General features: G+C 62.9%; 11 protein-coding genes. 4 read left to right on the plus strand and 7 right to left on the minus strand.

Annotated elements, in window-relative coordinates; all coding sequences use genetic code 11:
• Positions 1–311 precede the first annotated feature (311 nt).
• From K3555_RS05615 to K3555_RS05625, 3 genes are all read left to right on the plus strand, one after another.
• Positions 312–1253, plus strand: coding sequence for a hypothetical protein (locus tag K3555_RS05615; RefSeq protein ID WP_260007714.1), 942 nt, complete (start codon positions 312–314; stop codon positions 1251–1253).
• Positions 1250–2134, plus strand: a complete 885-nt coding sequence (locus K3555_RS05620; protein WP_260007715.1) for a PhzF family phenazine biosynthesis protein — start codon at positions 1250–1252, stop codon at positions 2132–2134. Before K3555_RS05615 ends, K3555_RS05620 begins: the two co-directional genes overlap by 4 nt.
• Before the next feature lie 191 nt (positions 2135–2325).
• Positions 2326–3558, plus strand: coding sequence for a 50S ribosomal protein L11 methyltransferase (locus K3555_RS05625; RefSeq protein ID WP_409201675.1), 1233 nt, complete (start codon positions 2326–2328; stop codon positions 3556–3558).
• A 71-nt stretch (positions 3559–3629) separates the two neighbouring features.
• On the opposite strand, the gene K3555_RS05630 is transcribed toward K3555_RS05625, so the two are convergent.
• The 5 genes from K3555_RS05630 to trxB form a co-directional block, all read right to left on the minus strand.
• Entirely contained in the window at positions 3630–5705 is a 2076-nt protein-coding gene (locus K3555_RS05630) for a bifunctional sulfate adenylyltransferase/adenylylsulfate kinase (RefSeq protein ID WP_260007717.1), read from the minus strand.
• Positions 5706–5925: 220 nt separating this feature from the next.
• Positions 5926–7605, minus strand: coding sequence for an adenylate/guanylate cyclase domain-containing protein (locus K3555_RS05635; protein ID WP_260007718.1), 1680 nt, complete (start codon positions 7603–7605; stop codon positions 5926–5928).
• A 75-nt stretch (positions 7606–7680) separates the two neighbouring features.
• Entirely contained in the window at positions 7681–8739 is a 1059-nt protein-coding gene (locus tag K3555_RS05640) for a Hint domain-containing protein (RefSeq protein WP_260007719.1), read from the minus strand.
• A gap of 318 nt (positions 8740–9057) precedes the next feature.
• Positions 9058–9396, minus strand: coding sequence for a ribonuclease E inhibitor RraB (locus K3555_RS05645; protein ID WP_259997875.1), 339 nt, complete (start codon positions 9394–9396; stop codon positions 9058–9060).
• A 6-nt stretch (positions 9397–9402) separates the two neighbouring features.
• Entirely contained in the window at positions 9403–10344 is a 942-nt protein-coding gene (gene trxB / locus K3555_RS05650) for a thioredoxin-disulfide reductase (protein WP_259997877.1), read from the minus strand.
• Between the two features lie 240 nt (positions 10345–10584).
• Between trxB and K3555_RS05655 the strand changes: the two genes are divergently transcribed.
• Positions 10585–11085, plus strand: a complete 501-nt coding sequence (locus K3555_RS05655) for an Lrp/AsnC family transcriptional regulator (protein ID WP_027258143.1) — start codon at positions 10585–10587, stop codon at positions 11083–11085.
• 89 nt (positions 11086–11174) lie between these two features.
• Here K3555_RS05655 and K3555_RS05660 read toward each other — a convergent pair whose 3' ends face one another.
• Both K3555_RS05660 and K3555_RS05665 read right to left on the minus strand, forming a co-directional pair.
• Positions 11175–11954 (minus strand): Hint domain-containing protein, encoded by a 780-nt coding sequence (locus K3555_RS05660; protein ID WP_259990919.1) that lies wholly within the window; start codon positions 11952–11954, stop codon positions 11175–11177.
• A gap of 328 nt (positions 11955–12282) precedes the next feature.
• Entirely contained in the window at positions 12283–12429 is a 147-nt protein-coding gene (locus K3555_RS05665) for a hypothetical protein (protein ID WP_260007720.1), read from the minus strand.
• Positions 12430–12442 lie beyond the last annotated feature (13 nt).

The following is a 12442-nucleotide window of genomic DNA, read 5'->3' on the forward strand; positions in this document are numbered from 1 at the left end:
CCGGGGCGCATCCACCCGAAAGCGCTTGATTTTTCCAACAGCAGGCTCCCATTTTGGGGGCCTGAATTGTTTTGAGGCCACCCCTGATGTTTTCGTTGCAAGGAGACCTTTTCATGTGCCTGAGACTCCGGCTGTTTGCCGCCGCGCTGGGTTTTGCCGTGCTGGCAGCCCCGGCTGCTGCTGACCCATTTGTGGAATGCGTGCAACGGCAGCTGGCCGGGTTGGGGTTGGAACCAGGGTCCGCCGATGGGCTTATGGGACCCAAAACCCGCCAGGCCTGGCGGCAAATGAAAGAGGAACAGGGAGAAAGAATGCCGGTTGCCCTGCAATCCCTGCCACCGCTGAGCAGGGCGGAGGCAGTCCATTGGTGCCGCGAGCTGCCAGTGCTGCGGTATTCTTTGAAACAGTATTTGCCTAGCCGCCAAGCTCCGGTGGTTCAGGCTCAGGACAGTCTGGTCGAAGCGGCGCTGCTGATCAACCATCGCAATGTTATGACCTTTTTGACCCGTGACATGGGGATGCCGATGGCGACCCGGCCTGGCATCGCAGCGGCCGGCAGTGCCAGCGCCATGACCCGGCAGATGAAGCAACTGGTCCGGAAGCTTGGCTGGCGTCCGGTGAGGTTCACGAAACCGATCCAGAGTGCGTGCAATATTGAGCGCGGGTACTCGGCCAAGGCATTTCCGGGGATGTTCTTTATTTGTTGGGCGCAAGAGAGTGCCTACGATGAGGATTGGCTAAAAAGCAGCTATCGCTGGCTTGGTCCTGTCATCGCCCATGAGTATGTGCACTTATGGCAGGCAGAGGTTTCTGGAGAATATGGATTGCGCAAGTGGCATCCTGCTGTCTGGGGCAAGGAAGGCGTTTTGTGGCTGGATGAAGGTGTCGCAGAGCTGGTGCGCGAAAAATTTCTGGATGCTTATGGCTATGCAAAGCCGGAGCGGATGGAGGTGCTTCGCTGGAAAGCCAGAGCTTCGGGGAGCAGGCTTCGAGACCTTCGTGAAGAGAGAAGAAACCTGTCCTATGTGGCCTATGACCTGGCACATTTTGCGGCGCGGGTGCTGGCTGTGCGCCACGGGGAAGACGTGGTATTTGGTTATTGGCGGAAACAGGGGGAGGGCCTGTCCTGGCGGCGCGCGTTTGAGGAGAGTTTCGGGTTGCCGGTTGAACAGTTCGAAGATGAAATCGGGGAAATGCTTGGGCTGGGAGATGCCCGTCTCAGCAAGGAAACTTCCAAAGGGAAGAAACTATGAACAGGTTTGATTTCGACTGGGTGGACGCCTTTTCAGGCCGCGCGTTCGGCGGCAACGGATGTGCGGTGGTGCATGGCGGCGCGCATCTGCCCGAGGCTGTCTGCACCGCTTTCGTGCGGGAGACCTCGCTGGTGGAATGCACCTTTACCGGCCCGTCCGAGGCGGCGGATGTGAAGGTGCGCTATTTCCTGGCCAGCCGCGAGATCCCCTTTGCCGGCCATCCGACCATTGCCACGGTGGCGGCGATGCGGGACCGGGGGCTGGTGGCCGGGGACAGCATCACGCTGGAAACCGGGGCGGGGATTGTGCCGGTGACGCTGGAGGGTGACCTGATTTCGATGACCCAGGTGGCGCCCCAATTCGGCCCCTTTGCCGATCCTGCGCTGGTGGCGGCGGCGGTGTCGCTGCCGGTGGAGGCGATCGTGGGCCGCCCGCAGAAGGTCTCGACCGGGCTGCCGTTCTGCGTGACGGTCCTGCGCGACCGTGCGGCCCTGGAGGCGGCAGAGCTGAACCTGGAGGCGCTGGCTTTGCTGGGTAATTCCCTGGGTACCGATGGCATCGACATGATGGAGCCGTTTCTGGTGGTGCTGGAGGGCGCGACAGAGGCCGGTGATACGTTTTCGCGCCTGCTTATGGCGCCGCCGAGCCCGCCGGAGGACCCGTTCACCGGGTCCGCGACCGGCGCCATGGCGTCGTATCTGTGGCGTCACGGGCTGATGGAAAGGTCTGAGTTTACCGCCGAGCAGGGCCATGGCCTTGGCCGGCCCGGCCAGGCACGGGTGGCGCGGATCGGGTCTGCGGATGCGATTGAGGGCGTACAGGTGGCGGGCGAAGGCTTTGTGCTGATGCGCGGCATGGTGGATTTGCCGGACAGCGTTTAGGTTTCAGGGGATCTGCGGCAGCGTCCTGGCAGATCGTGCTGCGGGCAATAGGGTAATTTGAACGCGGAGGGCGCGGGGGCTGCTTTTGTCCAAGGGGGCGGCGGCCCGCGCTTTTCCTTTACCGAATTTTAGAGGCGCATGGCGGATAGTCTCAAAAAACCGCATTTGCCTCAAAATAGGGAAAGTAAGAATTGCTTCAAAATCAGACGCCCCAACCGCCTCAATTGCGCCGGCATCCGGACACGCAAGAAGCAGAGAGACTGGTCCGGCTGGCAAAATCCGAATCCCTGGGCGATGGCGGCATCCGGACCTCGCAGATCCTATCGGACGCGCTGGCGGCAGACCCCTGCCACCACGAAGCGCAGGTGCTGCAGGAGCGGCTGCATCAGGCGTTTGTGCCGCGCTGGCATTTCCCGATGCTCGCCGACAAGGCCCGCAACCAGGCCTATGCCCAGGCCATCGCGGCCAAGGTGCGGCCGGGCGATGTGGTGCTGGATATCGGCTGCGGTGCGGGTCTGACGGCAATGCTGGCAGCACGGGCCGGGGCAAAACATGTCTACACTTGCGAGCAGCAACCGCTGATTGCCGAGGCCGCAACCCGTGTCATCGCGCAGAACGGTCTGAGCGGCCGCATAACGGTCATTCCGAAATGGTCCCACGATATTGTCATAGGCAAGGATATGCCGGAGCAAGCGGATGTGGTGATCTCAGAGATCGTCGATACAGTTTTGCTGGGCGAGGGAGCGCTGGCGACACTGACCCATGCCATGGGCGCGCTGGCCAAGCCCGGGGCGCGGGCGGTGCCTGAACGGGGGCGGCTAATGGCGCAGCCGGTGGAAAGCGGTGATTTGCTGGACCTTTGGCGTCCGCAGGAGGCAGAAGGGTTTGATCTGAGCGCCTTTCACCCATTTGCGCGCATGGCCCAGCTGACGCCGAATGATCTGGAAACCTGTGCGCTGCGGCCTTTGGGGATGGCAACGGACCTGTTTCACTTTGATTTCACCCGGCCGGACATTAACCCGGCGCGGGGTGCCAAGGATCTCGTCTGTGCCGGCGCCGGCACCATACATGCGGTCTTTGTCAGTTTTGAGATGGAACTGGCCCCCGGCATTCTGGTGGCAAACGGTTTGCAGTCCGGCGGCCATTGGGGGCGGACGGCGTTTCTGCTGGATCAGCCGGTGATTGCGGAGGCCGGCGCGCAGTTGCGGGTGACCGCGCAGCATGACGCGTCGCAGCTGAGCCTGTCGGTGCACGGATTGGCACCCCGCGCCGGGGATGCGGAATCCGCTGCCCTGTGGATGACCGGGGCACGCGAAGGCGGGTACACTCTGCGTGTCCGCGACCGGCTTTCTCCAGTGGAAAGCGCGGTCTGGGCTCCGCAGATTGCCAAAGGTTCCGGCAATCAGGCGCAGTCTTTCCACTAAGCAGGCTGACGGGAAACGGAAGCGGCCCGCCAAATGGCGGGCCGCTTTCTTGTTTCTTTAGGCTGTCCGGATCAGCCGGAGATCAGACCCATGCTTTCCAGCTTGAGCAGCACCTGGTGGGCGCAGTTGTCGACGTCGACGTTTTCAGTCTCGACCGACAGTTCGGGGTTCTGCGGCACGTCGTAGGGGTCGGAAATGCCGGTGAACTCCTTGATCTTGCCTTCACGCGCCAGTTTGTACAGGCCCTTGCGGTCGCGGCGTTCGCATTCCTCGATCGTGGTGGCAACATGCACTTCGACAAAGGCGCCGAAGCTTTCCACGTCTTCGCGCACGGCGCGGCGGGTGGTGGCATAAGGCGCGATCGGGGCACAGATTGCGATGCCGCCGTTCTTGGTGATCTCAGACGCCACATAGCCGATGCGGCGGATGTTGAGATCGCGGTGCTCTTTCGAGAAGCCCAGCTCAGACGACAGGTTTTTCCGCACGATGTCGCCATCCAGCAGAGTCACGGGACGGCCGCCCATTTCCATCAGCTTGACCATCAGCGCGTTGGCAATGGTGGATTTGCCGGAGCCGGAGAAGCCGGTGAAGAACACGGTGAAACCCTGCTTGGAACGCGGCGGCTTGGTGCGGCGCAGTTCCTTGACCACCTCGGGGAAGGAGAACCACTCGGGGATTTCCAGGCCTTCGGCCAGGCGGCGGCGCAGTTCGGTGCCGGAGATGTTCAGGATGGTGACGTTGTCGCGGTCGGCGATTTCGTCGTTCGGCTCGTACTGGGCGCGCTCCTGCACATAGACCATATGCTTGAAATCAACCATTTCGCAGCCGATTTCGGACTGGTTGGCGCGGTACAGCTCCTGGGCGTCGTAGGGGCCGTAGAAGTCTTCACCAGCCGAGTTTTTGCCGGGGCCTGCGTGGTCGCGGCCAACGATGAAATGGGTGCAGCCGTGGTTGGCGCGGATCAGACCGTGCCAGACAGCCTCGCGCGGGCCGGCCATGCGCATTGCCAGGTTCAACAGCGACATCGAGGTGGTGGCGGCCGGGTATTTGTCCAGCACCGCCTCGTAGCAGCGCACGCGGGTGAAGTGGTCGACGTCGCCCGGTTTGGTCATGCCGACAACCGGGTGGATCAGCAGGTTGGCCTGGGCTTCCTTGGCGGCGCGGAAGGTCAGCTCCTGGTGGGCGCGGTGCAGCGGGTTGCGGGTCTGAAACGCAACCACTTTGCGCCAGCCGACTTTGCGGAAATAGGCGCGCAGCTCGTTCGGGGTGTCGCGGCGGCCGCGGAAGTCATAATGCACGGGCTGCTGGATGCCGGTGACCGGACCGCCGAGATAGATCTTGCCGGCCTGGTTGTGCAGGTAGTTGACAGCCGGGTGCGCATCGTCGTCGGCGCCGAACACCTTTTCCGCTTCGCGCGATTTGTTCGGCTCCCAGCGGTCAGTGACGGTCATGGTGCCCAGGATCACGCCTTCCTGGTCGCGCAGGGCAATGTCCTGGCCGATTTCGATGCTGCCGGCAAAATCTTCGGACACATCCAGGTTGACCGGCATCGGCCACAGAGAGCCGTCGGCCAGGCGCATGTTTTCGACAACACCGTTGTAGTCGTCTTCCGACAGGAAACCTTTGAGCGGGTTGAAACCGCCGTTCATCAAAAGTTCCAGGTCGCAGATCTGGCGCGGGGACAGGTCCCAGCTGGTCAGGCCGGCTGCTTCGACCTTCAGTTTCTGCGCGCTTTCGTAGGAAACATAGAGCTCTGGAATGGGAGCCAGGTTGCTTTGCATAGGATGAGTCCTGTGTTTGAGAGGGGGCAGGCCGCTTGCCGCGCCTGTAAGTTCCGCGTGCAGCGCGTTGTATTCTGCGAGCTTGCGGGCGAGGAATTGATCGGTGAGGCGCATTTTTTCCACCGCGCCCCGGGTGGTCAGCGAATAGGCAAACCGCTGGCGCTTGTCAGGGCCGGAACGGCTGCTGATGGTGATCAGCCCGGTTTCTGCGGCGCTGCGCAATTGCGTGTTCAGCCCGCCTAGCGAAATTCCGAGCGCCGCAGCCGTGGCCCGCTGCGATGCATCCGGCGCCGCATCAAGCTGGCGCAGGAGCCGGAAGAGCAGATCTTCCTCGTCCGGGGTGGATATGGTCTGGGTTTCTGGCACGGCTCAACGGATCAAAGTGTGTTCACGCGTGAACGCATTGCATGGTTTGTCCGCAAAGCAAAGTGCAAATTCCGAAGGATTGGCGATTTTCTGCTGCGTTGTTTTGCTGCAACGGGGCAGGGCGGGCGGCAGATTATCCGCCTTCGGCTGGCCGATACGGGCAGTCTGTCCGGCAGGGCAGACAGTGAAGGACAGGTGTTTTGCGCAGGGCGCGGCGGGCTTAACGCTGTTCTGCGGCCAGGGTCCGCGGCAGAGCAGCAGCAAAGGCCACGGGCAGGGCCCGGAGCGGTTCGGCAACGCCGCGCAGCTCAAAGGTCTCAAGCGCCAGATGGCCGGAATCGTATCCGGCTGCCTCCAGCACGCGGGCCGAAATCAGCAGTTCGACGCCCAGTTCCTTGGTCTTGGCCTCCAGCCGGCTGGCGGTGTTGACACTGCCGCCGATGATGGTGCGCGGAGCATGGCCGGCGCTGCCGATTTCGCCCAGAACCAGCTCGCCCAGGTGGATGCCGATACCAATGCGGATCTCGGGTTCGCCATCCGCTGCCAGCTGGGCATTGAAGTCCTGCAGCGCATGGCCGATGGCGGTGGCGGCGTCCAATGCCGCCCGGGCCGAGCGGGCGGGGGAGCGGGCCTCGAACAAGGCCAGCAGGCCGTCGCCAAGGTATTTGTCCACGGTGCCGCCCGCGCCAGTGACGGCGGGCACGATAGCGTCAAAGAAGCGATTGAGCAGGAACACCACATCATAGGGCAGCTGGCCGGCGGTGCGGGCGGTAAATCCGCGCATATCCAGAAACAGAATGGCAAGCTGCTGCTCACTGCCCTGGCTGGCATGGGCGCGGCCCTTTTGCCCGTCGGGGCGGAACATGCGGGTGACGGTCAGCGGCGCCTCTGGCCGGATCTGGCAGGCCAGCCGCATGTTGGCGGGGGCCTTGACCCGTTCCAGGCTGCGGGCCTCCGGCGGGGCGGGCGGCGGCAGGTGATCGCCGCCTTCGTCCACCACCACCCGGCAAGTGGTGCAGCGCCCCTTGCCGCCGCAGAGCGAAGTATGCTGGATCCCGTTGGCCTGGGACATCTGCAGCAGGGTAAGGCCGCGCTCGGCGCGAATTTCGGGACCGAAGGCATAGCGGATCTGCACCGCCCGGCGGCGGCGCAGCAGCCGGGCCAGAAGATGGGCCGCCGCAGTCAGCCCCGAAAGGATGAGGAAACCGGTGAACCAGCGGCTGTCTGTCTGGAACAGTTCGGCAAAAACCTCGCGGCTGGGCCAGTTGAAATCCGCCATCAGTTCGGCACGCCGGCTGCCTTCGACAAACAGGTCATAAATACGGCGGCCTTCGGTCAGGAGGCCGGCCAGGGCAAAGCCGGGAATAAAGACCGCCAGCCCGGCCATCCAGGGGACTAATGGCCGCCACCAGCGGGTGAGGCGCAGCCAGTAGTGCAGGCCCATGCAGCCGTGGATCCATACCGCCAGCAGCAGCGCGCTTTGCTGCCAGACCTCGGGCGAGGCCCACATCAGCACGATCTGATAGGGGTATTCATCATTGACGCCGTAGATTTCGTGCGAATAGCGGGTGAATACCAGATGGCTGAGCAGCTGCAGCGGGATCAGCAGGCCCAGCAGGGTTTGCAACCCCTCGCCAAAACGCATCCTGAGGCTGCGGCGGCGGGCCAGGTTCCACAGGGCAAGGCCCGCGTGCAGGATCAGCGAGGCATAAAGGACCAGGCTGCCAGCCAGGCTGCGGGTGATCAGCTGGCGGATGTCCTGGAAGTCATCCATCCATTCGGGCGACAACAGCCCCAGGCCGATGTTTATGAAATGGAAGAAGGCATAGGTAAGCAGCACCAGCCCGGTGATGATCCGGGTGCGGCTGATCCAATTGCCTTGCCAGAGTGCGCTTGCCACCCCGGTCCTCCTGTTTCGCGGTTTCCGGGGTGCAGACTGCGGCGGGCGGGCGCGCCGGTCAAGGCAGCACGGCGTTTACGCCAGGGGCCGGTCTGCCAGCAGGCGGCTTTCCTTTTGTTTCAAAACACTGCGGGCGGCAGGGTAGCTGCTGCCGTCGTCCAGTGCGAGACCGGGGAACAGCTCCAGGATTTCCTGCCGGGCGGCGGCACCGCCGCCGTCCAGAAGCTGGCTGCCAGGCTGGAAACTTTCGGTCCAGAGACCATTGGAGAACACCGCCTGATGGCGCTCGAACAGCAGGTGCACATAGGTGGTCCGGGAAACCGGCTGCCGGGTCACGCCGGGATGCGCCTGCAGGTGGGCGGCGGCAGAGAGCACTTCGGGTTCCTCAAACAGCATCTGGCAGGCGGCACCTTTCAGCAGCAGCCGGTGCTGCGGCGAGATCCAAAGGTCCTGGGCCGGCTGGCCGGGGCCAAAGGCATCGGCCGCAACCCGCACTGGCTGCAGATGCGGGCAGGCATGCATCCAGTCAGGCCCGACCTGACGGATGCCAACCCAAAGAACCGGTTGAAAACCGTTGTCGCGGGTCAGCACCCGGTCGCCGGGGCGCAGCCGTTCCACCGGGCGCAAGCCCTGATCGGTGCAGATGGCGGTGCCGGTCACGAAACAAGGCACAAAGCTGTCGTATTGGGAGGAGCCGGTATTGCTGCCGGAGGTTTTCTGGTACCGCGCGCCGTCCTTCAGCGGGGTATCGGTGGAAAACCCCCAGACATCCTGTGTGACGCCGTTCCGGGAAAACACGGTGATGGTGATGACCGGGCCGAACGGATTGCCGCCGGCATCAAGCTGTTGCACGTAGTGGTGCGATTCGGCCTCGACCGGGGTGCCGCTGGCCACCATGGAGCCGCCATCGACGATGGTATGGCCGCCTGACTGGTCATCCTCCATCGTATCAGCATCGCCGGCAGTGTCGTCGAGAGTGACCTGTTCAATGGCGTAGCTGGAATCATAGGTAAAGATCGTGTCGGCCGGGGTGTCCGAATTGTTGATGATCGAACTGCCCGCAGTCATATGGGGGGAGCCGTCATCGACGGTAAAAGCGGCCGCATTGAACGCGCTTAAAGTTCGTATCGCCATTTCGGCCCCCCGGCAGAACGATCTGATGTGCAGTCGCTTTCGCGAGGGTTTTGCGGTGTTTTGTCTAATGCCGGGTTAAGGCGCCGCAGAAAGGCGGATGAATTTTTTCTGATGCCTGTTTGGCTAAGTGCAGCCGCGTGTGAAGTTCTGTTTAAATAATGTATTTCAGAGGCTTGACTGATTGGTGGTGGCCTGCGGCGAACCAGCGCAGAGGCGCAGGCGGCCCCGCCGCATGGCTGCGTGGGGCCTGCGGTCCTGATTGCCGGCCAAAGGTAAAACAAAACGGGCTGGCTGAGTTTCAACCTTGTGCAGGCAGGCTCAGCCCTCCAGCCCCCAGCCGTCCGGTGCGAACCCGTGGGACAGGGCTGCGCGGGTGGCCACTTCCTCGCCGATCCAGATGCCGGTGGCGGAAATGATCTGCTCCGGCAGTGTGGCGATCAGATAGGGCGCGCCGTCTTCGCTGTCCTCTGCGCTGACCCAGCTGCAGCTGTAGCCCTCGCGGCTGAGTTCCTCGGCCAGGGGCTGCCAGTCGGCGCCGTCGCGGGCGGGGACAAAGAAGTAATCAACGTCCGCCGCCTCGGGCAGGCCGTGTTCGGCCTGCAGATCGTTGAATGCCGCAACAGTTCCGGCCCGCTGGGTTTCGAAATCATGCGGCATCCGGGATCAGTCCTGCTCAGCCAGGAAACGTTCGGCGTCGAGTGCTGCCATACAGCCCATGCCGGCCGACGTCACCGCCTGGCGGTACTTGTGGTCGGTGAGGTCCCCCGCGGCAAAAACACCGGGAACCGAGGTCTCAGTCGAGCCGGGTTTGACCTGGACATAACCGCCGTTGTGCAGCTCCAGCACATCCTTGACCAGTTCATTTGCGGGCGCGTGGCCGATGGCGACAAAGACGCCTTTGCAGGGGATTTCCTTTAACTCGCCGGTTTGGACGTTCTTGACCACGATGCCCTCAACCCCCAGCGGGTTTTCGGTGCCCACGACCTCTTCCAGCGTGTGGAACCACAGCGGCTCGATCTTGTCGTTCTTCATCAGGCGGTCGATCAGGATCTTCTCGGCGCGCAGCTCATCCCGGCGGTGAACCAGGGTCACCTTGGAGGCGAAATTGGTCAGAAACAGCGCCTCTTCCACGGCGGTGTTGCCGCCGCCGATCACCACGATCTCCTGACCGCGGTAAAAAAAGCCGTCGCAGGTGGCGCAAGCGGAGACGCCGAAGCCCTTGAATTTTTCTTCCGATTCCAGACCCAGCCATTTGGCACGGGCACCTGTCGCCAGGATCACCGCATCGGCAGTGAAGGTTGTGCCGCTGTCGGCCTTGGCCACAAACGGGCGCGCGGAAGTGTCGAGCGAGGTGATATAGTCGCCGATGACCTCACAGCCCATCGCCTGGGCGTGCTCCTGCATCTTGATCATCAGGTCGGGGCCCTGCACCTCGGTGAAGCCGGGGTAATTCTCGACCTCGGTGGTGGTGGTCAGCTGGCCGCCGGGCTCAATGCCCTGAACCAGAACCGGCTCCAGCATGGCACGGGCGGCATAAACCCCTGCGGTATAGCCTGCAGGCCCGGAGCCGATGATCAGAACCTTAGTGTGGCGCGTCTCGCTCATGTGTGTTCCCCACGTAATGCAGCCTGGCGGGCGTGCCGCCGTCAGGCAATGCATATAGCGGCAGGGGCCGCGGGCTTAAACCCCCTAGGCTTGGCATGCGGCAGGGTGCAAATTTGCCGGGGAGGCGCGCATTGCGGCTTGCGCCTTTGGGGCGCAAAGAATATTGCGCGGCGATGAAACATTATTGCGCGGCCCGGCGGCGGTGCTATAAGAAATGCAAATTCCACAGGAGCATTGAACATGGTCACAACCCGCCTTGATCCGATTGATCGCAAGATTTTGTCGGAGCTTCAGGCCGATGGGCGGATGACCAATGTGGAGCTGGCCAAGCGGGTCGGCATTTCGGCGCCGCCCTGTCTGCGCCGGGTGCGCGCATTGGAGGAGGCCGGGCTGATTCACGGCTACCACGCCGATGTGAATTCCCGCGAGCTGGGGTTCGAGGTGCAGGTCTTTGCCATGGTGGGGCTGGAAAGCCAGGCCGAGGTGGAGCTGAGCGCGTTCGAGGAGAAATGCCGCAGCTGGCCGCTGGTGCGCGAGTGCCACATGCTGAACGGCGAGGTGGATTTTATCCTGAAATGCGTTTCTCCGGATCTGAGCACCTTCCAAAGCTTCCTGACCGGCGATCTGCTGACCACGCCGAATGTGGCCAGCGTCAAGACCTCGCTGGTGATCCGCGGTGCCAAGGATGAACCGGGCGTGCCGTTTGAGGTGCTGGAAGAGCGGCTGGCCCGCGAGGCATAAGGCGCGAACACGCAGCGGTTTGACATGAAAAAGCCGGGCATAGGCGTGCCCGGCTTAGGTGCATATGCGGGGCTGGGCGCCCCTTCAGCTTACAGAATGGCCGGGCTGGACCTGTTGCTGCCGGCCCTGGAATAAGCCAGCGGGCCAAAGTCCCGGATGCTGTCGGCATGGGCAAACATGTTCAGAAACAATGTCTTGATCGCGTAACTGGCCAGTTTCAGCGCATCCGGTCCTGGATGGTAGGTCTCAAATTCCAGCCCGCCGATGGTGATTGCTGCGTGGCGCGGCAGGCAGAGGTGGTACATGTCCACCGGCGTCGGCGGGGCGGTTTCAAAGATGCTCATACCGTCCTGAAACTCCGCAACCGGGGTCAGCAGCTGTCCGCTGTCCGCGCTCTGCAGATGCGGCGGGGTGCGCAGCAGCCGTGCTGCAGGTCCGGCCACAAGGCTGGAGGCCGGTTTTTGCAGGCCCAGGCTGTCGGCCATGAAACTGGTCAGGCGGTGGCTGCGGCCGCGGCTGCCGGGGCGTGCGGGTAGAATGCTGGTGCGGCCGATCCAGACCAGCGGCTGACTGCCGCCGCCCTGGGTCAGGATGTCATCGCCGGGCAACAGGTCTTCGATGGCAACCGGGCCGTTGGCGGTTTCAACCAATGAGCCGCGGGAAAATGCGCAAAAGGCGTCTTCGAACAACGGCAGGGCAGGCGCAATGTGGCGGGTTTCGGAAATCGCACCGCTGGGCAGGAGGCTGCTGACCTCATAGCGCCGCAATTGCGGCTTGGTTGCACTGCGCAGCGCTGCCGGATCCTGCAGGAACGCATTGGCTTCAATTGCATTGGCTGCAGCTTTCTGCAGCGAGTGGGCGATGGTCATGCTGCCACCTTTCCTTTCAAACTGCCCGTTTGCATCGGCCCCCACCGGCAACACAGACGTGCTTGAACGTTATGTATGTGCTCTAAATGGCGGGATTTAATTCTAATTGTCAAAAAATCTGAAGCAAACTGGTTAACATCAGGCCGGTCCTGAAACCGTTGCGGGCGGGTTCCGGCGGCAGGCCGGAACGGAGTTAAGACGATTCGGCTAAGGAAGCGTCAAGCGGCCGCTGGAGTTTGCATAGACCGGTTGGATGCCCTGACGGCGGCTGGCCGGGCTGGCGCGTTTGCACCAGGGGGGGCCGCCGGCAGGGCACCCGTCCCCGGCGTTAACCCAGTTTCTGCTTTGCGGCCTGGCTGCGGGGCTGGCTGCAGGTCTGGCCATCGCGGCGGCGCGCAGCGGCCCAAGGCAGAGTCACGGTCTCGCTCTTGGCGGAGCGGATGATGGAGGCAATAAAACGCTTGTTCATCTTCATGGTCTGGTCTGTC

The organism is Leisingera sp. M527 (genome assembly GCF_025141525.1).
Lineage (GTDB): Bacteria > Pseudomonadota > Alphaproteobacteria > Rhodobacterales > Rhodobacteraceae > Leisingera.